Annotated in this window: 14 protein-coding genes; 10 read left to right on the forward strand and 4 right to left on the reverse strand. The window is 45.0% G+C overall.

Annotation, left to right across the window (positions count from 1 at the left end; translation table 11 throughout):
* Window positions 1-190: hypothetical protein (locus AC5JM2_RS31105; protein ID WP_495839262.1), on the forward strand; the 190-nt coding region annotated here is incomplete at its 5' end.
* An 11-nt stretch (window positions 191-201) separates the two neighbouring features.
* On the opposite strand, the gene AC5JM2_RS31110 is transcribed toward AC5JM2_RS31105, so the two are convergent.
* Window positions 202-3,069, reverse strand: a complete 2,868-nt coding sequence (locus AC5JM2_RS31110) for a two-partner secretion domain-containing protein (RefSeq protein WP_495839264.1) — start codon at window positions 3,067-3,069, stop codon at window positions 202-204.
* Between the two features lie 729 nt (window positions 3,070-3,798).
* Between AC5JM2_RS31110 and AC5JM2_RS31115 the strand changes: the two genes are divergently transcribed.
* The 6 genes from AC5JM2_RS31115 (at window position 3,799) to AC5JM2_RS31140 (ending at window position 11,091) form a co-directional block, all read left to right on the forward strand.
* Window positions 3,799-4,797: an AfsA-related hotdog domain-containing protein gene (locus tag AC5JM2_RS31115; RefSeq protein ID WP_495839266.1), complete on the forward strand. Its 999-nt coding sequence runs from the start codon at window positions 3,799-3,801 to the stop codon at window positions 4,795-4,797.
* Window positions 4,798-4,925: 128 nt separating this feature from the next.
* The gene (locus AC5JM2_RS31120; RefSeq protein ID WP_495839268.1) at window positions 4,926-5,753 is read left to right on the forward strand and encodes an alpha/beta fold hydrolase; all 828 of its coding nucleotides are present in this window, start codon (window positions 4,926-4,928) and stop codon (window positions 5,751-5,753) included.
* A 9-nt stretch (window positions 5,754-5,762) separates the two neighbouring features.
* On the forward strand, window positions 5,763-6,410 hold the full coding sequence (locus tag AC5JM2_RS31125; RefSeq protein WP_495839270.1) for a methyltransferase family protein: 648 nt from the start codon (window positions 5,763-5,765) through the stop codon (window positions 6,408-6,410).
* A 12-nt stretch (window positions 6,411-6,422) separates the two neighbouring features.
* On the forward strand, window positions 6,423-7,454 hold the full coding sequence (locus tag AC5JM2_RS31130; RefSeq protein WP_495839467.1) for an NAD-dependent epimerase/dehydratase family protein: 1,032 nt from the start codon (window positions 6,423-6,425) through the stop codon (window positions 7,452-7,454).
* Window positions 7,435-10,125 (forward strand): PEP/pyruvate-binding domain-containing protein, encoded by a 2,691-nt coding sequence (locus AC5JM2_RS31135; RefSeq protein ID WP_495839272.1) that lies wholly within the window; start codon window positions 7,435-7,437, stop codon window positions 10,123-10,125. Before AC5JM2_RS31130 ends, AC5JM2_RS31135 begins: the two co-directional genes overlap by 20 nt.
* A 12-nt stretch (window positions 10,126-10,137) precedes the next feature.
* Window positions 10,138-11,091: a UbiA prenyltransferase family protein gene (locus AC5JM2_RS31140; protein ID WP_495839274.1), complete on the forward strand. Its 954-nt coding sequence runs from the start codon at window positions 10,138-10,140 to the stop codon at window positions 11,089-11,091.
* A gap of 391 nt (window positions 11,092-11,482) precedes the next feature.
* On the opposite strand, the gene AC5JM2_RS31145 is transcribed toward AC5JM2_RS31140, so the two are convergent.
* From AC5JM2_RS31145 to AC5JM2_RS31155, 3 genes are all read right to left on the reverse strand, one after another.
* On the reverse strand, window positions 11,483-14,023 hold the full coding sequence (locus AC5JM2_RS31145) for a CHASE2 domain-containing protein (RefSeq protein WP_495839276.1): 2,541 nt from the start codon (window positions 14,021-14,023) through the stop codon (window positions 11,483-11,485).
* A 100-nt stretch (window positions 14,024-14,123) separates the two neighbouring features.
* Window positions 14,124-15,308, reverse strand: a complete 1,185-nt coding sequence (locus AC5JM2_RS31150; RefSeq protein WP_495839277.1) for a DUF1822 family protein — start codon at window positions 15,306-15,308, stop codon at window positions 14,124-14,126.
* Window positions 15,309-15,318: 10 nt separating this feature from the next.
* Window positions 15,319-16,515: a sigma-70 family RNA polymerase sigma factor gene (locus AC5JM2_RS31155; protein WP_495839279.1), complete on the reverse strand. Its 1,197-nt coding sequence runs from the start codon at window positions 16,513-16,515 to the stop codon at window positions 15,319-15,321.
* Between the two features lie 126 nt (window positions 16,516-16,641).
* On the opposite strand from AC5JM2_RS31155, the gene AC5JM2_RS31160 reads away from it, so the two are divergent.
* The 3 genes from AC5JM2_RS31160 to AC5JM2_RS31170 all read left to right on the forward strand — a co-directional run bounded on the left by AC5JM2_RS31160 (window position 16,642) and on the right by AC5JM2_RS31170 (window position 20,705).
* Window positions 16,642-17,331 (forward strand): Uma2 family endonuclease, encoded by a 690-nt coding sequence (locus AC5JM2_RS31160; RefSeq protein WP_495839469.1) that lies wholly within the window; start codon window positions 16,642-16,644, stop codon window positions 17,329-17,331.
* Window positions 17,332-17,333: 2 nt separating this feature from the next.
* Window positions 17,334-18,272 carry an RluA family pseudouridine synthase gene (locus AC5JM2_RS31165; RefSeq protein ID WP_495839281.1) on the forward strand — a complete coding sequence of 313 codons (939 nt, stop codon included), beginning with the start codon at window positions 17,334-17,336 and terminating at the stop codon, window positions 18,270-18,272.
* Window positions 18,273-18,599: 327 nt separating this feature from the next.
* Window positions 18,600-20,705 (forward strand): caspase family protein, encoded by a 2,106-nt coding sequence (locus AC5JM2_RS31170; protein WP_495839283.1) that lies wholly within the window; start codon window positions 18,600-18,602, stop codon window positions 20,703-20,705.
* Window positions 20,706-20,717: the final 12 nt, after the last annotated feature.

A 20,717-nucleotide genomic window follows, 5' to 3' on the forward strand; every position in this document is an offset into this window, starting at 1 on the left:
TCCTAGACTTTGCCACCAGTACAAACGTTTAGATACCCCAGACATTGCACTCTCCTATGAGAAAGGAAATTCAGCTTGCAATCCTCAATTAAGTATAGGTGTCAGGGTGCTCGACTTATTCACAAGCTTTGGATCTCAACACATTTCCAAACAAGAGCTTCTACCGCCGAGGAATGGATTAATCAGATAATGTCAAATAAATCATTTTGAATTTAGACAAGAAGCAGGAGTTTGCCAAGAACTGTGAGGCGTGACACCAGGTGCTTGCGCCACGAGTTCTACATTTCCATTGCGATCAACTACCCAACCAGTAGCTTCCAGAATTGTCGTTGCAGCAGCAACTTTGGTACTATTTGAGACTGCTGTTGGTTGTGGGGAAATTGTTGTTTTAGCAGAATTTTCTGGTTTTGGTCTTAATCTCACCCACGCAGACAGAGTGCTTGTATCTTGTAATGGTTCAGTCGGACTGATGGGTAGTCCACCGCGCCCTGTTGACACAAACGAACTTTGGCTTTGCCGACTTCCAGGAGTGCAGGCGGTGGAAATTTGCCCAGAGACATCAACCAGATTTGTTGGGAGTTCGATTAAGCCGTTAGTGGGGTCTAAATCAAGTACAGCGATTTGCACATTACCGCTCAAGGAGCGAGTTAGCCCGGTGGCGGTGATGTCGCTATCCGGCGTGAGTGCATCCCGAAACTGAAGACCAAAGATACCTTTAGTATTGATTCTGACATTACCGCCACGAAAGTCCTCAGAGTTGGCACTGATGTTGCTATCTTGAAAGCCAGCCAGGACCGAGGCATTAATATTGATGTTGCCGCCGATCACGTTTGCTCCTGTGGCGTCGGTTCTGATGTTGCTACCGCGAGTCATGATCAAATCTTTGGAGTTAATGTTAATTGTCGCCTGTTCTTTATTCGAGTCAACTTTAGGGCTGCCTGTATTGGCGCTGAGTGAAGCATTGTTGTCTAAACGGATAGAGCGAGCATTTATTGTCAGGTTGCCTGCGGTTCCTGTTTTTAAACTCTCCACAGCTACTTCAGCTCCATCTTGAACTAGCAAGGTATTAGTTCTTAGCGTAAGATTACCCGCATCCCCTGTTGAACTTCCCACTGTAGAAGCACTCAAGCTACTAGAATTCTTAGAGCCTTTACCAATCACTTGTACACTATCAGCAGTGACTGTTAAATTCCCTCCGTTGCCAGTAGCACTTTCTCCTGTGTCAACACTTACACGTGCTCCATCCCGAATTAGTAATTCACGAGTGTTAATCGTCAAGTCTCCTGCATCGGCTGTACCTTGAGTTTGAACACCCAAGCCACTGAATTTTTTAGGATCAATGGAGGAAGTACCAACCACTTGTACACTATCAGCAGTGACAGTCAATTTTCCCCCCTTGCCAGTAGGAGCAACATTATCATCACGGTTCTTAATTGCGCCTGCACCTATCTGTCCCCCACCTTGAATCAGTAATTCACGAGCTTGAATATCTAAATTCCCCCCGTTGCTTCCACCAAGACTGCCAGCATGAATCCGTGCCCAATCTTGAACCAGTAATTCACGAGTGTTAATCGTCAAGTCTCCCGCATCCCCACTTGCCTTGCTGTTAGCTTGAGCAGTCAACGTGCTGGGATAGGGTTTGGCATCACTACCAATCACTTGTACACTATCAGCAGTGACAGCCAACTTCCCCCCCTTGCCTGCATCATATGTGCCAGCATCTATAACTGCTCCATCCTGAATTAGTAATTCACGAGTGTTAATCGTCAAATCTCCCGCATCGCCTTTACCTTCAGTTGCAGTAGACAATTTGCTGCTGGTTTGAGGATCGGAAGAACCAATCACTTGTACACTATCAGCAGTGACAGCCACATTCCCCGCTTTGCCAGCAGCACCAGGTGATACAACAGCACGAACCTGTGCTTCATCTCGAATTAGTAATTCACGAGTGTTAATCGTCAAGTCTCCCGCATTGCCTGCACCATGTGTGCTATCTTCTACAGATGCCCGATCTCGAACTAATAATTCACGAGTGTTAATCGTCAAGTTTCCCGTATTCCCAGTTGCCCTTGGGTAAACAAAAGCGTTCAAGCCTTTGGGACCACCTACTTCTACTGACTCAGTAGCATTCACTACTAAATTTCCTCCCTGTTTTGCCCCCAGAGTACTTGTCTCTATCTGCGAACCATTTGTTACGGTGACACGTCTGCCTTGCACTTGAATATCACCACCACCTTCCCCGCTTGCATCCACGTTTGCCTGTTGGGATAATTGAATATTCCCAAAATTTTGCACGCCACCATAGCCTAAAGCAAAACCTTTGTTAGTCGGTGTGAGGCTAACTAAACTATTTGGGGCGACAGAGCCTAATTCTATCCTTCCACCTGCAGTTTTCAGTGTTGCCCCTTCTAAATTAACATCACCACCGACCAATGCTAAAGTTTTATCAGGTTGCACCCGCAATGCATTTTGTGTATCAATGATCGGAGAATCAACCTCTCTTGCTCCCTGACCATTACCCTGTACCTGAATCAAACCAGGATTCGCTCCAAATTGCAAACCAATAGGTACGCTAATAGTTAATAAAGGTGTAGGTTGAGGATTTTGAGCACTAAATTCAAACCCATCCGCAAATTTCATACTATTGGCAGATGTGGCAAAAAAAGAACCGCCAATATCTAACCGAGCATTCTGACCAAATATAATGCCGTTAGGATTGATCAAAAACAGATTCGCCGTACCTAAGCTGCGAATCAAGCCATCAATATTAGAAATTGACTTACCCGTTACTCGTGTGAGGATGTTCTGAATATTGAGTGCATTATTGAACAAAGCTGTCTGGCCTGTGGGTACAGAAAACTCAGAGAAACTGTGGAACAGATTAGCACCTCTTGTGGTTCCACCTGAAATAATTCTAGTATTGCCTTCTAATCTGACGTTGGAATTATTTGGCAGAGTGTTATCTGGCGTAATTTGAGCAACTGAGCTATTTGTATATAAGGCTATTACGCTCCCAATCACAATTCCTAGACCTTGCCACCAGTACAAACGTTTAGATACTCCAGACATTGCACTCTCCTATGAAAAAGGAAATTCAGCTTGCAATCCTCAATTAAGTATAGGTGTCAGGGTGCTCGAGTTATACACAAGCTTTGGATGTCAACAAATTTCTCGCTACTGGTATGACTTGCAAAAAACGAATCGTCATCCAAAGCAGGCATTGTTGTCAAGTATAGTGCAGTGGAAATTCGGTTAAAAAATATTAAGCTAACCGTCATTCAAAGCTCAAGACTTATAGGTAATTTTCCCCCTAATCAAGGCTCAGCCTTGCTTTGCGCCTATCCGGAGTCCTCCCAACGGCTCCAGATCCGTGAATAAACTTATCTCACTGCTACCAATTAAGAATCAGAAGGCAAAGCTAAAAAACCTCTGATTCCCAGCCGTGAATAAACTTATCTCACTGCTACCAATTAAGAATCAGAAGGCAAAGCTAAAAAACCTCTGATTCCCAGCCGTGAATAAACCAATCTCACTGCTACCAATTAAGAATCAGAAGGCAAAGCTAAAAACCTCTGATTCCCAGCCGTGAATAAACCAATCTCACTGCTACCAATTAAGAATCAGAAGGCAAAGCTAAAAACCTCTGATTCCCAGCCGTGAATAAACCAATCTCACTGCTACCAATTAAGAATCACAAGACTGATTACTTGGGTAAAACTTGTGGGAGAACTACTGCACTCAGGCCTATGATCCACAGACAATTTTGTTTCAAAACAAACATAAAGGATTTATAAACAAATGACAAACGTCGTCGATGCTCTGGTCGTTAACGCGGGTGATTCGGCAGTGGTTAGTTTCGAGCAATTAGTGCCCCGGCATTGGGTACACAAGACGTTGCAGGAAAACGTGTATCTAACCAGTGTGGCACGACAGAGCGACAACAAGTTTTTATGCGGCGCCATTATTCCTCAGTTGCAGCAGCACTTTTTAAATGCGGCTACCAGACCGGCCGAAAATATTCTACTGCTCACCGAGATCGCTCGTCAGGTAGGGATCGCCTGCACTCATCGCCTGTTTAATGTGCCCTTTAATTTTACTTTTTTGTTGAGCCAATTCGTTTGTGACTTAGATATCCACAATCTATCATTGCTGCGAAACCGCATGATTAACGAAGTCACAATCTATATGACCATGCGTGATACCGTAGACGGTACCACAGAGAAACTCACCACCATGAACTCGGATTTCAGCTTTTTTTATGAACAGAAGTTGATTTGGCGAGGCAAGTTTGATTGGTCGTTTATGCCGTCCAAACGCTACAAACGGTTGCGCAGTCTGACGCGGCAGAAACAGGTTTTGCCAAGCAACAATCTCCCCCCCCTACCCACTCAGGTCAGCTGGGAGGCACAGCGGAAGCAACGCGGCACAAGATCTCCTACTGCCAGCGTGCTTGCAGTCAGCAGCGATGCAGTGGAACTAGTCAAAGAAGCCACTTTAGTTGTGGATGAGCAAGACTTGTTTTTCTTCGATCACTATTGTGACCACGTGCCCGGTATGCTGATCTTTCAGGGCTTTAATGAGTTGGCAATCCGTTACTGTGCAGACTCTGCTCCCAACTATGTCACGCAAGCAGAGTTAAATTTCCATAACTTCGCCGAGCTAAATCTTCCAGTAAGACTAAGCGTGCTCGGCTGCAACAGCAACTCACTGAGCCGTAGCGTGCAACTGCAAGCGACACAAAACAATCACCTGCTGGCTCAAGCGACTCTCAGGGTATCCAATTTAAAGGAAATATGATGGATAACGCTCAAATCGCTTGTTATTGCACTACTTGAACAAAAAAACGTCCAGCAATCCCCATGTTCTCGGTGTAGGACTGGTTAGCGATTGCTTGTGACAGTTGCGTAAGTCCTGGAGAAGTGATTATGCCGACAATTCAAATCAACGGAATTAATTTGTTCTACGACATTAAAGGAGTACCTGACAACGAATCGTTGCTATTAATTGCAGGTTTTATCGCTGACATTTCGGCGTGGGACGCAATGATGCCATCACTGGTTGATCGGTATCAGGTGATTCGGTTTGACAATCGAGGAATTGGTCAAAGTTCAGCCCCAGATAAACCTTATAGTACCAAGCAGATGGCTACTGATGCAGTAGCACTGTTAGACTATCTGGGGATTTCTAAAGTACACCTCATCGGACATGCGATGGGGGGTCAGATTGCTCAGGAAATGGCGTTGACGTATTCAGAAAAAGTCACAAGCCTGATATTGCTTTCCTGCTGGGCAAAAGGGAATGACAAATTCCATGCGCTCGTCGAGACGTTTGGTGATCTGCCCTCAGCATTAAATAGGCAGCTTTATTGGAGAGTCTTACTTCCCTGGATGTTTACCGAGGAGTTCTATTCAACTCCAGGAGCAATAGAACAAATCCTCAGCATGTTCGAGAAAAATCCATTTCCACCAACATCCCACGGAATTTATCATCAGAGCCGAGCTATTCTGGACAGTGATACTTCAGAACGGCTCAAAGATATTAAATCGCCCACGCTTGCTATGGTGGGGAGGAAAGATCTAGTCACGCCTGTGCAATTTTCTGAGCAACTTGCTCAAGGCATTCCGAATGCTGAATTTGTCATTCTTGAGCAAGGTGGTCACGCGTTCGTGGTAGAGTCCGCCGACGCTGTGGCAACAGGTATACTCAACTTTCTGACGAAGCAAAGCACACAACAGTTGTATTTCAAAAACTAAGAGAATGGTATGACTCAACTGAGCGGACGTATACCCCTACTTTTTGGCACGCTCCTGTTAGTGCTGTTAGTTGTTTTTGGCTACTGCAAACAGAGCGCTTGGGACGGAATAATGTGGTGGATTGGTTGGGGTATCTTAATTATATATATGCTGTGGCTGCTTTTAGAGGCAAATGTGGCAATCACTGAAGTGAGTAAGGGCGGTAGCCCGCAGGACAAGGGCAGCTGCGAAGCCTACGCGCTGAGCCGCGCTGCCTGTATTTTATCCGCACTAGGTTTTGAGACCTGGTGGCAGTCACCAGGGTTGTCGATACCGATAGGGGTAGCACTATTTCTTGGCGGCATTGGCCTCCGCTTATACGCTATCAAGACCCTAGGTCACTTCTACTCTCATCGAGTGCGAATTGTGGACAACCACCAAATCATCACCCACGGTCCCTACCGCTTTGTCCGTCATCCGGCGTATACAGGGATGCTATTGGCACACTGTGGTATCGTGGTGCTGTTTTTCAACCCCTACTGCTTAGTGGCGCTATTGGGCTTGTTACTCCCGGCGATGATCCACAGGATCAAGGTAGAAGAGCTGTACCTCTACCAGTTGCAGGGATATACCGAGTACGCCAGGCAGTGCTGTGGGTTGCTCCCCTTTATTTGGTAGAAACTAAGCGTGATGACAGCCTCCTTTACCTTGATAGTCACCGGTGCCAACGGCTTCATAGGCAATGCCTTACTACATGGTATCGCCAGACATATGCCGGATCTGTCTGTCATAGCACTAGTGCGCAGCGAAGCCGCCTGCGAAAAGTTGACCAAACTGCCTATCAAATTGACGCTACGGCGCGGCAGTTTACAGCAGCTGCCGAGCGATCTCTTACCGCAGACACCCCATGTGTTAGTGCACCTAGCTGTTAAACAGATTGATCTTAACGGTCGCGGCTTTGACGAAGATAATATCGACGGCACACGACGCCTATTGTCGCAAGTCAACAACTACACGTGGGGGATTATTTACAACAGCTCACTGTCGGTTTATGGCGAAGACCCTCAACGTGGCATTAATGAGTCGGTGCCGCTCAACCCGCAAACGCCGTTAGCGCGCAGCCGTGCAGCTGCTGAGCAGCTGATAAGGGAGCATATGGCTGCCCGTAATCGCTGGGCACTGCTGTTGCGCCCACGCTTTGTGTTGGGTCGCGGCGATCGCTTCGTATTGCCCGGCTTGTTGGGACTCAGCAGCAAAGGACTTAGTGTGGGCAGCGGACAGCAGCGCTTCAGTATCATCAATGTAGACGACTACGCAGCAATCTTGCTGCATTTAGCCCATCATATTGCCCAACAACTAGAGTGCCCCCAACAACAGGCATTAAATGTGGGCTATCGGAGGCCCGTCCGCTTTGCTGCCTTAATCGACGCACTGCGTGAACGTTACTCTCTGACAGCACCGCGCCTAACGATACCCGCCCCATTGTGGTTAATACGTATTTTCATCTGGTTGCCGATACCAGCACTGCAATATATTGCTAGAAAACTTTCGCTTATTGGGCTGGACCACTACGCGGACACCAGCGCGCTAGCCGCATTAGTGGGCAATGATATCGTTGGTCGCTCACCTCAGATAGCACTAAGCCTTGCCGTTACAGCACTAGCTGTCTGTGAAAACCCATTGAATCACACAGGAGAAAGCAGTGAACCCAATTCTGTTTAGCCACAAGTTATTGTCACAAGAGGCTGTTGGCGGCAAATTTGCTAAACAAGCGACCATGAAAGCAGCCAATATTCCGGTCCCCCCTTTTTTCTGCCTCAGTAAAGCCTTTTATGACACTGTATTCGCTTCGCTGCATCCCCAAGTGGCAAATATTTTGGCAGCAGGCAATTTTACCAGTAAACAAAGTATTCACGCCGCTGCCAACGCCATCCAAGAACTGTTCGTCAACTTAACATTAAACAAGCAACAACAGCGACAAATCCTGAGTGCATTTGACAAACTGTTCAATGCAGATACCCTAGTTGCGGTACGTGCCTCAATAGTGGGTTCCCAAAACGAGGAGAGCGAAGACTCTGCGACTAATCCATTTGCAGGTATGAGCGAGAGTTTTCTCTACGTGCGCCGCGATCAGGTGTGCGACAAGATCAAGTACTGTTGGGCATCAGGCTTTTCTGAAGAGTCTTTACTGTACCGTTACTCTCAAGGTATGGATTTGATGGGCTTCAGTGTCGCGGTGGGGGTGCAGCAGATGGTTATGGGCGAGCGCTCTTTTGTAATGTTTACCTGCGAGCCGAAAACGGCGGCTAAAGACATCATTCTTGTGGCTGGCTACGGTATCGGTGAAGGCGTTGTGCAGGAACAAGTAGCGGTAGACCATTACTTTATCAACAAAAAAAGTGGCGAGGTTCGGCGCACTATTGCTGAAAAACGGGATAAGCTCACGATCAATGCGGTGAAGGGTCACGGCGTGGAGCGCTCTTTTGTACCATCGAATCTGCACAAAGCTCCTTGTCTGAATGACGCCGAACTCCACTGCCTTCGCGACTACAGCCAGCGTATTGAAAAGTTGTTTGGCACACCGCAGGATATCGAAGGCACCTTTACCATCGATGGCACACTTTACTTTTTGCAATCGCGTCCTATCGCCCTGGACTATCAGCGCCAGCGGGTATGGAGTAATGCCAATATCACGGAAAGTTTTCCCGGCGTCACCACCGCATTAACTTATTCATTTTCGCGCTATTTCTACCGGGTAATTTTCTATGACCTGTATCGGCGGCTAGGTGTTACCAGCAAAATGCTGATGCACAACTTTGAACCACTGGATAAAATGGTTGGCTTTTTGGGCGGCCATATCTACTACTGTTTAACTTCTTTCTACCTGTTGCACCAGCAAAGTCCCCTGTTTCCGATCTTCCGCAAACACTGGGAAAATACGATTGGGCTGAACAGCTCTTATCAAACCAACTCCAGCAGCTATTTGGACAAAGTGTGGAGCAAAATCAAAAGTAATGTGCTGTTTTTCGCCTACGCAATTTACACTGTCGGTGATTACCTGACTCACAATCGCAAGATAGCACGGTTCCACCGCTGGTGGGAAAATCTAGTGGCTCCGCTACGCGGTAAAGATTTCTGCCGCGAAGACCCCATTACCCTGGTTGATCGCTTCAACCATATGTGGGCGGAAGTAGGCGAGAATTGGGGGGTTACCCTGACCAACGACGCCTATCTGATTCTGCTCTACGGCTGGGCAGAAACCCTGTTCAGCAAATGGCATCTGAGCGATGATAACCCGGGACTGTTGAGCGATTTGCTGTGTGGCGACGAACAGCTGCTAAGTGTAGATATTTTGCTGTCCGCAGTCAGCTTGGCCGAGGGGGTACGAAATAACCCTGAGCTGCTCGAACAGTTTTCCTCCCTCGACGAGAACACCCTGTGGCAGCGCTACTGCGAGAATCGACTGCCGAAAGCGTTCAGCGAAGCTCTCGAGAAGCATCTGCACTATTTTGGCGATCGCGGCTTACAGGAGTTGAAGCTGGAAGTGCCTAGCACCCGTGACAATCCACAGACGTTGCTGCGTTCGATCAAACAGTTCGCCCAGCAATCGGTCACTGTATGCAGTGTCAGAGAACACGAGGCCAAAGTGCGCCGTGCCGCTGACCGTGAACTGGCGGACAAGTTAACAGCACAGCCGAGCAAACACTGGGCGATGCGCTTCCTGCTGTCGCGCCTGCGCAAGTTAATCAGCTACCGGGAAAACTCCCGCTACTGCCGTAGTGAACTGTTCGGTATCAGTAAAAGAATCTTCAAAGCGCTGGCTGTTTACTTGGTGCACCAAGGGGTGCTAGAGCAGGAAGCAGACATTTACCATCTCACTAAAGAGGAAATCTTCGGCTATATCGACGGTACTGGCGTCACTCAAAACCTAGCCGCCATCGCCGCTGTGCGTCGCGAAGAGTACGAGCAAAACAGCCAGCGGAAAGTTCGGGAAAACATCACTACGCTGGGTCCAGTGCATACAAACGACCTGTTCATAACCGACGCCGATACAGGGGGCAAGGGCGGTCAACTGAAAGGATTAGGTTCTAGTGCTGGTAAAGTGCGCGGAGTAGCCAAAGTGGTGACAGAACCCGCCACTGTTACCAATATTGCCGATGATACGATCTTGGTGGCACGGGAAACCGATCCAGGTTGGCTGTTTTTGATGCTAGCAGCAAAAGGCATCATTGTAGAAAGGGGCAGTATGCTTTCGCATACTGCCATCACTGGGCGTAAGTTTGGTATTCCTACCGTGGTAGCCCTGCCCAATGCAACCACACGTATTCCCGACGGTGCCCTGATCGAAATAGACGGTTCTACCGGTTGGGTACAGTTGCTAGAAACTACTTGAAGGAGAGCGAGTATGTCCCAATCGAGTACAGCCCCAGTAACTCCTAACGGCTTTTGGTCAAAACTGCGCTTGTTCGCCGTTGCGGTGTATGAACCCAAATTGCATACCGCCTTTGCCCTGTTATGGGCACTGTCTTTACAGGGCGCACTCTTTGCACTCGCCGACCCGCAAACCTCATGGGCGTTCGATTTTGATGGGGTAGTAGTTGGCTTGTGCTTCTTTTTAGTGTTGTTTTTCCTGCGCATTATCGACGAAATCAAAGACTACGATGACGACAAGCAATTCAAGCCGGACCGACCGCTGGTCACTGGCGTAGTGAATTTTACAGACGTGAAACGATTTGCTTGGCTGGTGGCTACCAGTACGTTGGCTATCAACTTGATGCTAGATTGGCGTCTAGCGCTATTCGCACTGGCCAATATGCTCTATGGCGTACTCTTATTTTATTTAGAGTGCTGGTCGGAGCATATGCGTAACGGCATTATGCTAAATTTGTTAATTACTTTTCCGGTCAGCGCTGCACTGAACGTGTACGCCCTATTGTTTTTAATATGGCGGCACCAAGTAGCTTACGTAGGTACCATGGGCTGGATGATTGTTGCCTATATCTGCGCGTTTCTCCACTTCGATGTTGGGCGCAAAACTGTCTGGCCGCACCTGATGAAGCCGAATGAAAAGCTCTACGCCCATGAGATCGGTGGTATGGGGTCGGCTCTCTTGGCGCTGGCACTGGCACTTACCGCCTGCGGTGTTCCCTGGCTGCTGTATCAGCCTTGGCAACACAGTGGTTCACAAGCCATCCTTGGCTGGTCGCTGCTGCTGCCGTTGGTTGCATCTGTCGCGGGCTTTATAAAATTCACTGGTACCCGTGACAGACGCTATGAGCCGCGACCGTTCTACATGGTGTTTGTCATCCTTTACTATTTTATTCAACTCGCCAACGGCGTTGCCGCCCTGAGGGGGTGACATAAAAGCTAGAAAGCAGTATTAACGTTATTATGGCCACAATTACAAGAGCGTTCAAGAATCCATAATTCTTTTTGAGGAAAGCAAGATTGATTGCTGATGTGTGACGTTGTTAAATATTCCAGTTGGCGTTTTCACTCCCACCAGATAAGGACAAAAGATCAGGTTTGTTTACTCACCTTGCTTGTCTAAGCACAAACCTCTCTACTGATTAATTCTGAAGTTTAGACTAAATTCTATTTTTTAGGCTACAACCCTTGTATAGCAAGCATTTTAGATTTTTGAATCCGAAAGCGGTTATAAATTGTAAAAGGCAGTCTGGATAGGGGTTTTGCGGTTTGAAAGCCAAAATTAGTCTAAACTCCAAATTAATTGGTATGCCCTGATATTTTTATTCGCGTAAAGAGTGGGTAGGAATGAAAAATTCCCCATAGCGTTGAACAAACAACACAACAACACCACTTGCAACTACAGCAAAGGCTGAGGGAATAAATGGTAACCATACCCCTTGCTTGAAAATGGCGATGCTCCCAAAAGGAATTGCCCAAAGAGCGATCGCACAAACTCCATACAAAACAACAACTATCGCAAACATGGCGCATCCCTTATTTGACAGCGAACGAAAGCGCCAAACAATCAAACCAGACACACTCGACCATCCCCATATCCAGAGAATATCACCCCAGAAAGGCAAAACCCCAAGAATTGGACGTTTGTCTAAAACTGCACTCAGAATTTGGCTGACCATTTGCGCTTGTATAAATATACCTGGTGTTGCTTGGTAAGGTTGCTGTGCAGCAGAGTAGGGAGTTGACCAAGTATCACTGATAGTGTTAGCTGTCACCCCGATAAGAACTACCTTATCTTTGAACCAATCAGAGTTAACTTTATCACTCAATACATCTTCAAGAGAAACTCTTTGGTAATCAACATCACGGTAATTAACAAGTATTTGAATTCCACCTAAATCAACACCTTGTTGATAGCCACCACTACGACTAGGCTTTAAGCGTTTAAATACTTTAGAACCAAACTGTACATAATCTTCATTGAAATTAAGTTGAATATTTTCGTAAGATAAATAACGAGCAGCCAATTGCAACGAAAGTGAGTAAGGCGTTGTACAGGGGGACGAAGGCTCTTGTGCCATCATCAAAATTTGACGACGGACGATACCATCTGGATCTTGAATTGCATCAGTAAAACCCTGACGTTTTTCAGGTACTTCTTTCGGAGGTTTAACACCTTGGGGATCATATGTGCTATCTTGGCTTTTGCAGACAACAATAACATTTTCTTTACTCAGTTCAGTGGAAAGTTGTATCGGCTTTGATTTATTTGGGGGGTCAACAAAATCTCTATAAATATCTAATCCAATAACTCGCGGTTGATGCTTTTGTAATTTGTTGAGTAATTGAGCTAACGTACTATCAGAAATCGATTTCAGTCCTTGAGTCATCTCTTGTCGGGATTGAATATCTTTTTCGGTGATTTCGACAACGAGCAATCTTGAATCTAACTCTTCCTTTGGTAGCAGGAGTAGCATTTGGTCAAAGGTTTGCAGTTCGAGTTTTTCAAAAAGCCCCAAGTATCTCAGACCGATTGTTGAAAGAGTCACAATAACAGTACTCAGCAGTACAGTCCATAATTTGGTCTTTGAAGTCGAAATTCTGCTTTTAGTCTTTGGGGTCGAAATTGTGCTTTTCGTCGAAACTTTGCCGCGAGTCTCAGTGTCATCCCAATACGGTTCGGATAAGTACTGGACAGAAACTCGGTTTTTTGAAGAAACCGGGTTTCTCTGATCGACTATTACGTCAACCGAACCGTATTGGGTGTCACCCCAAACACCGCGCAGTTCTTGCCAAGTTATCGGAACAGTTGTAGGATTCTGGCAAATCACTGGTAACCAACTAGCACAAGGGAAGTCATTTTCCAATCCCTGAAGTCTTTCCCGCGCTTCTCGCACAGCTAGGTAAAATGGCTTTCCAGCCGCAAAAGCGACAAGAAAGTTTTTCAAGAACTCCTGTGCGACTAAATCTGGCACCCCTTCCCGCATCACAATTATTTGGGGAATGTTCAAATCAGCTAAATTTCGCGCTAAACCAATTCCATCACAAGAGTTGAAAATTGCCAGTTTTAAACCGCGTGTAATTGCTGTTTTTAGTGCATTTTTTAACTGAGAAATTGTTAAACTCTCGCTTTGATTAATGTAAATTTCCCCTCTCTCCCCATCTGCAATACTAGCGCTATGTCCTGCAAAAAACAGAATATCCCAATCCTGATTCCACAGTTGCTCGTCAAGTTCTTTTCGTGTTGGTTCGACAATAAACCTAGTTTGAGTATCTGTTAAACTTTGCAACAAAGAGGAGTCTTTATCAATATCAATACCAAAACTGTTACCTAGAATTGCTAAAATCTTGACTTGACCTGTGGAAGGTTTTCGCACTACCTGAGGAGATGCATACTCATGATTGCTCAAAGCTAATTCAGCTTTAGGGTAATCTTCAAAAAAATCCCACAGATGCCAAGGTAACCGATGCAGTAGAGCTATATTTGTTTCAAAAATAACTCTAATTTCATCATCCCGACTGAGTAGAGTTCTTAACTGCCGCTCAATATTTTGGAAGGATTCAGATTTCAACCAAGCATTGATATGTGCTTGTAACTGATGACACACTTCATCGAAGTCATTCACAGAAATATTAGTAATATCTTGTGAATGCACTTTTATACGTTGATTGCTGCCCAAACGTTGATGCACAGCTTCGTAGAGTAACTGCCACCTTCTATAGAGTTCGTTTAGTTTTGGTACTGCTGGCAGACTCCCTATTATTTTAAAAAATTGGTGATTGTGCCAAAGTTGAGCCGTGACAACAGGAAATCCTTGATTTAAGTCTCCTCCCAACAAGCTGAAGACGACTAGCTTACTCATTTCTCAAAAGTCCTACCCAAGGGATACGCCTTTGAAAGCGGGTGTGTATGTCATTAGTTATTAATCATTAATCATTCGTGATTAACGCTCTGACTAATGACTAAATAACGAAATTTTCTATTCTCTGGCAACTATCAAAAGCAACTTGGATGCTAAAACATTCTCCTGCTTCTCCATCAAAGCGTTTCAATTGTATATAATTATCTTGAACTCTTGCTTGCACTTCCTGAATGATTTCCCCTGACTCTAAAAGCAAAGCTAACTTGATATTAACAGGTAAGTAAGATTCTCCACCCGTCGGATGAAGTTGCACGCGAATACTAACTTGTTGCCTATCCTCTGGTATGAAGGCAACTAATAGCACCACTTTTTGAGACTCTATTTCCATTCCCAAGTCAATGAGTTTAGCTCGTTTGATACTACCAAAACCAAACTCAGAGCTACTCCTGAAATTAACAGCAAAACTGTTGGAATTTGACTGCAAAAATGTCTCTATTGCTTCCCAAGAATTATCGTATATACCTTCTAGCCAACGACTGAGATTCACTTGCATTTGGGAAGATTGTGACTGTTGTCGTTGTTGATACAAGCGCTGCCGCCACTGCTCATTCTCTAGTACTGCTCCCCAGGTTGCAAATTGTACTCCAAGCCTAGAGAAAGTCACAGAGGAATTGCCTAACCGTTGCACAAGATTTTCTGCTTTCTGGGTGGATAATTGTGGTAAAGGAGCGATCGCAACTTTTATTTGTTCTTCTCCACAAAATTGATAGCTCAAAGAGAAAGCATTAAGGTCTTTTGTCAAATGCCGTGCATCCATACAATAAGTCCTATCCACTGAGTCATAGTGAGCCAGAGATTTCAGTTCTTTATGGGTTGTGTAACCCCAAATTCGCACCCACTCGCCATCTGGTTGGACTTGCACTGCTAAATAGTAGTCTGCTGCCCAACTGGGAATGTCCACCCATTCCTGAGGAACTTCTAATTCGCTATCATCAATTGCCTCACTGGGGATCAACACGACTCGCCTCCCCTCTAACAAAATTGCTGTGCCATTGACAAATTCCCAAAAAGCTGGTGTACCAGGGAAACTGTACCAAACACTCGCTTGAGGAAAATCTTCAGTTGAGATCCAATCCAAGAAGGCATGGAGACAAATTTGATTAATGTAAGCGCACCAACGACTACTAGGCGTGGCATAAACCTGGCTTTGCTGCCAGGATTGCGCCTGAATTGTTGGTGATATTTCTAACAACCATTCTCTTGGATCAGTAAATACATAAGTCATTTTTAGTACCTTATATAATTCTGTTAGACTCAGCATACTGGTTTCTCAACCATTCTTCCAAAGCAAGACTCATATCTTTAATTTGGTTGGAATTAACAGAAATATTCAAATCCTGACTCCACTTAATAAGTGCTGCAAGCATTGATTCTCTGCCTTTAAGCAGTCTACGAGACACTGTAGGCTGACTCATCTGCAACTGTTGCATAATCTGCTGCTGAATGAGTCCCTGTTGATAGTAAAGCTTAAATACTTCTTGGGTTTTTACATCCATGTTCTGTAAAGCTTTTAACAATACAGCAGATATCTGAGATGTTTGGTTTTGTCGATTTTGCACATCCTCTGCGGCTATCATATCAGCTATTGGTGAGTCAGAGGATGGGTCTGGTAAATCAAACGTTACTGTGGTGCCATCATTTTGCTTGAAAGCATTTAGAGATTTCACAGGTGGAAACAGATAAGCACGCACGTAGATAGCTGTTTGGGTTAACCACTGTTCAATTGTCTGTGCGTTGCATGCGAGAGTGGGTTGAGTGAGTTGGTTAAAGCGTTCGTGATTGTAGAGGTTGGTAATAGCTTCCCAAAGTTGACGATTCGGTTCTGGTAACTGACTGGTGCTTCCTGGTTGCTTTTGGACGTACAGTTCTTTGAAACAAGTCCAAGCTAAGCGATATTGGGCAATTGCGCTTTGTGATAATCCAGCTTCACTAAGAGCTTCACTAAGCAGCTTTTTGCTCACTTTGCGTAACAATCCCCAATTGGTGCAAATATCAGCTTCCCTGCGTTGGCGTAAAATATCTCTCAGCCGCCTGGGAATTGCCATAATGGCGTAGGCTTTTAAACTAGAGCATTTTTCTGGGTTGAAGTCTTTAAGAATTATTTCGACTTCAGCGATCGCCATTTGGAAGTAATCAGCTAGAGTGTATTGGCTAAGAGTAAATTTAGCAACTGCTTTTGAAGCCGTCCAATAACATGGTTCTTGTAAATAAGCCAACAAATGCATTCGCTCAAGGTTATTGAACCCAGAACGCCATAGCTTATACCAGTAAAGCGCCCAAAAGTTTTCTGATTTAAGTGCTTCTGACGATCGCTCCAAGTGATTTTGGATATTTCTATACAGTTTAGTATCAGTCAACCATTTACTGAATCTGTCTCCTTCCAACTGCAGGAATGTTGAGAACATATCCCTAATTTCTTGGCGAGGACGCATAAGCAATTAAAAATATAAATTGAGCGAGACTGCAAATAGCATGCCTTCTTGGTGTTGGCGTTCAGGCACACGCACTTGCGTTCGTTAAAATGAACTATGCCACGTGCAAGAATAGGATTTACTGGAATGGTTACTCAGCTATCATCTTACAACCAAAGGGATATCATTTACCCGGAAACCGACGGACAGCCAATAGCAGATAACACAAAGCAATTTGAGTTGATTGTACTCATTAAAAAAAACTTGGATCTGCTGTTTGACAATCACCCGAATGTGTTCGTTGCAGGGGACTTACTGTGGTATCCTATTGAGGGCAATAACATCATTCGCAGAGCGCCTGATGTTATGGTTGTCTTTGGCAGACCAAAAGGAGATCGAGGTTCTTATTTACAGTGGCGAGAAGACAATATTCCCCCACAAGTTGTGTTTGAAATTCTTTCCCCCAGCAATAGCGCCAAAGAGATGATCAATAAATACAAGTTTTATGAGCGCTATGGTGTGGAAGAATACTACTTGTATAACCCAGACACAGGTGAGTTGACTGGTTGGTTACGCTCTGGTGATGAATTAGCAGAAATTGAGCAAATGATCGGTTGGGTGAGTCCTCGTCTAAGCATACGCTTTGAAATGTCAGACGGCGAACTTCAGATTTATCGTCCTGATGGACAGCTGTTTCTAAGCTATCTGGAACTAGCACAGAAACAAGAACAAGCTGAAGTTAGGGCAGAACAAGCTGAAGCTAGAGCAGAAAAAGCTGAAGCAGAATTACAAGCACTCCGTGCTTTACTTCAAGAACGACCAGTGAATCCAAATTAAGTGTGAACGAATTTTATCTAGAAGTCAAACAACATAGCGATCGCCTAGACCGCTACCTCTCCCAAGAGTTACCAAATTTATCGCGATCGCGCATCCAACAACTCATAGAACAAAGTCACGTCCAACTCAATGACAATGTTTGCACATCAAAGAAAATTGCTGTCAAAGCAGGCGATCGCATAACCATAAAAATACCAGATGCAGAACCCTTAGAACTCCAACCAGAAGATATTCCTCTCGACATTCTTTATGAAGACGACTCCCTACTTATCATCAACAAAAGCGCTGGGTTAGTCGTCCATCCAGCACCAGGTCATCAAGACGGTACTTTAGTCAACGCTATTTTAGCTCACTGCCCTAATTTACCAGGAATTGGGGGAGTCCAACGTCCGGGAATTGTCCATCGATTGGATAAGGATACAACCGGGGCGATCGCAATTGCCAAAACAGAACACGCCCATCAACATCTACAAGCTCAACTCAAAGCAAAAACTGCACGGCGAGAATACCTCGGCATTATCTACGGCGTACCCAAAACAGAAAGCGGTACGATAAATTTACCCATCGGTCGTCATCCAGTTGACCGCAAAAAAATGGCGGTTGTTCCAGTTGAACAAGGGGGAAGAACTGCAGTTACTCACTGGAAAGTGAAAGAGCGTTTTGGTAACTATACATTAATGCACTTCCAACTGGAAACCGGACGCACCCATCAAATTCGTGTCCACAGCACCCACATCGGTCATCCTATTGTTGGCGATCCTATTTATAGTTCTGGTCGTTCCGTTGGTGTGAATTTACCCGGTCAAGCCCTCCACGCTTGGCGACTCAGGTTAGAACATCCTGTCTCTGGAGAATGGATCGAAGTCACTGCACCTCCTCCAGAGGAGTTTACAACTCTGTTGGAAGTTCTCAGGCGACGAGTTAGCATGTCTCAATTTTGATTAAGAAAGTACTCACTGGAGTTTAGACAAGTTCGCGGTGCGAAACTCCAAACCTTTATGCTCAGATCTTGCAGCATTCTCAACAAGACCCAAAAAACCGGGTTTCTGAACCATAAATTAAGGTTTCTACGAGCAGACATTCTCAAGAAACCCGGTTTTTCACTTCATGCAAGATGTGAGAATAGCCATAAATGTTCTCTAAAGTTTTTCAAAACTGCATAAGTTATTTTTGTTTACATCTATATAACCTTGTAAGGATTTACGGTTGTTTCAACCAACTAAATTCATTCACACCTATCGTTGAAAACGTCTACAGGTTATTAACGAATGAGCTACTTGTACGCTTTGCTAATAGGTATTGATTGTTATTTACCTAACAAATTACCTGATGATGCTTCTTATAAAAGCCTTAGGGGATGCGTGCGTGATATTAACCATGTGGAAGCTTTCCTAAAGCGCCAGTTTAATCTACCATCCGAGCAAATTTACAAGCTAACTGCTTCTAATGTTGACGGTTCTGATGAGCCATCCGAACCACCTTCAAAGTGGCCAACCTACGAGAATATTGTAAAGAAGTTCAAAGAACTTACAGAAATTGCTCAACCTAAAGACCAAGTTTACATTCACTACTCTGGTCACGGCGGACGTGCAGCAACAACTCGTCCAGAACTCAAGGGAGAAAAAGGATCTGATGAAACGCTTGTTCCCCTTGATATTGGTAAATCAACATCTTGTTATCTTCGGGACTTCGAGTTAGCAGCACTTGTGCAAAACATGGTGGATAAAGAGTTAGTTGTCACAGTTGTGTTAGATAGCTGTCATTCAGGAGGAGCAACGCGAGCCGGAGATTCTGACATTCGTGGCGCTGACACAAATACTGTTGACACAACGCAACGACCAACAGAAAGTTTAGTGGCATCGGCTGAGGAATTGGTGAAGATTTGGCAAAACTTGACAGGAGGAACTCGTAATGCGACTGCTGTAGGTGGGATGCTTCCGGATGTTAAAGATTATGTTTTACTAGCGGCTTGTCGTCCGTCGGAATTTGCCATTGAATATGCCTTTAACGGTAAAGAACGTAACGGAGCTTTAACGTATTGGTTGTTGGATTCTCTACAGAACCGCAGTCTGGATTTGACTTATAACGAACTTTACTCACGTATCAACGCCAAAATCCACAGTCAATTTCAACAACAAACGCCCATGCTGCTAGGTGAGGGTAACCGTTTGGTTTTCGGCAACAACTACGAATCTCTCCAGTATGCCGTCACCGTGATGCAAGTAGATGCAGCAAATAATCCAGTGCGAGTTAAATTAAATGCTGGCATAGCCCAAGTTGTGGAGGAAGGATCTCAGTTTGCTATTTACCCACGCGGAATAAAGGATATTACCCAACAAGACAAGCACTTAGCTATAGCTGAAGTCACAGAAATCGGTGTCACTGATGCTTGGGCGGAAGTTATTAAGACGCTGCGTGCAGGAGAAATCGAGCAAGGAGCTAGTGCGGTTATGCTATCCGCACCCGTGGATCTTATTCGCGGAATCCGTTTGATTGAATGCACACCAGAGAATACAGAATTGGAGGACTTACCACCAAAAGAAATAAATCAGCAAGCAGCTTTACAAGCAGTTGCGATTGCTGCTTCAGGAAATGGCTGGGTGAAATTAGTTGCTAATGAACAAGCCGCTGATTACCAAATTTCTATCAACAAACATGGTGAATACGAAATTTGTGAGCCAACAGGTAAGCCTTTTCCTAATTTACGACCTCCATTAAAGGTGGGCGAAACTGATGCATCTGCAAAGTTGGTGAAACGTCTAGTGCATCTTACTAAGTATAAAGCTACAGAGGAATTGGATAATTTTGGGACTCCTCTAACGAAAAAACTTGTAGTTGAGTTAGTTGGCAAGCAAGCTAATTATAGACGTACAAGGCAACCATCTCCTCAGCCATTTGATGACAAGAGTAACCCTAGTGTGCAAGCAGGGGAAACTGTCTTTTTGCGTATCCGCAATGAGTCTTCCCAAGTTCTCAACGTGGTTGTACTGGCTTTAAGTTCCGATTGGTCGATTTCTCAACTCAACATACTAGGAGACAATGCAAATTTTGTTCCTTTCGACCCCGGACAAGAAGAATGTATTTCACTCGAAATGAGTCTTCCAGAAGGTTATCAAGAAGGAACAGACAAATTTAAAGTGTTTGTCACAGTTGAACAAGCTAACTTCCGGTGGCTGGAGTTACCGTCCCTCGACCAACCAATTCCCGCTAGTAGCACTAGAGGACTGAAAGCACCCAGGAATCAACTAGAAGAACTTTTAGCCGCGGTGGGTGCTGATGACGAACCTTCCACAAGTAGAAACGTACAAGTTGTCGCCGATCCAAGTCGTGGATGGACGACAAAACAAGTAACCCTAAAGGTGATAGCGAATTAAATAAGAGCAAAG

The sequence above is a fragment of the Brasilonema angustatum genome (assembly GCF_059505445.1).

Coding starts and splice junctions, on each gene's coding strand:
- AC5JM2_RS31115 (WP_495839266.1), top strand. CDS start 3,799: ATGACAAACGTCGTCGATGCTCTGGTCGTTAACGCGGGTGATTCGGCA.
- AC5JM2_RS31110 (WP_495839264.1), bottom strand. CDS start 3,069: ATGTCTGGAGTATCTAAACGTTTGTACTGGTGGCAAGGTCTAGGAATT.
- AC5JM2_RS31150 (WP_495839277.1), bottom strand. CDS start 15,308: ATGACTTATGTATTTACTGATCCAAGAGAATGGTTGTTAGAAATATCA.
- AC5JM2_RS31140 (WP_495839274.1), top strand. CDS start 10,138: ATGTCCCAATCGAGTACAGCCCCAGTAACTCCTAACGGCTTTTGGTCA.
- AC5JM2_RS31145 (WP_495839276.1), bottom strand. CDS start 14,023: ATGAGTAAGCTAGTCGTCTTCAGCTTGTTGGGAGGAGACTTAAATCAA.
- AC5JM2_RS31130 (WP_495839467.1), top strand. CDS start 6,423: ATGACAGCCTCCTTTACCTTGATAGTCACCGGTGCCAACGGCTTCATA.
- AC5JM2_RS31125 (WP_495839270.1), top strand. CDS start 5,763: ATGACTCAACTGAGCGGACGTATACCCCTACTTTTTGGCACGCTCCTG.
- AC5JM2_RS31160 (WP_495839469.1), top strand. CDS start 16,642: ATGGTTACTCAGCTATCATCTTACAACCAAAGGGATATCATTTACCCG.
- AC5JM2_RS31120 (WP_495839268.1), top strand. CDS start 4,926: ATGCCGACAATTCAAATCAACGGAATTAATTTGTTCTACGACATTAAA.
- AC5JM2_RS31155 (WP_495839279.1), bottom strand. CDS start 16,515: ATGCGTCCTCGCCAAGAAATTAGGGATATGTTCTCAACATTCCTGCAG.
- AC5JM2_RS31170 (WP_495839283.1), top strand. CDS start 18,600: ATGAGCTACTTGTACGCTTTGCTAATAGGTATTGATTGTTATTTACCT.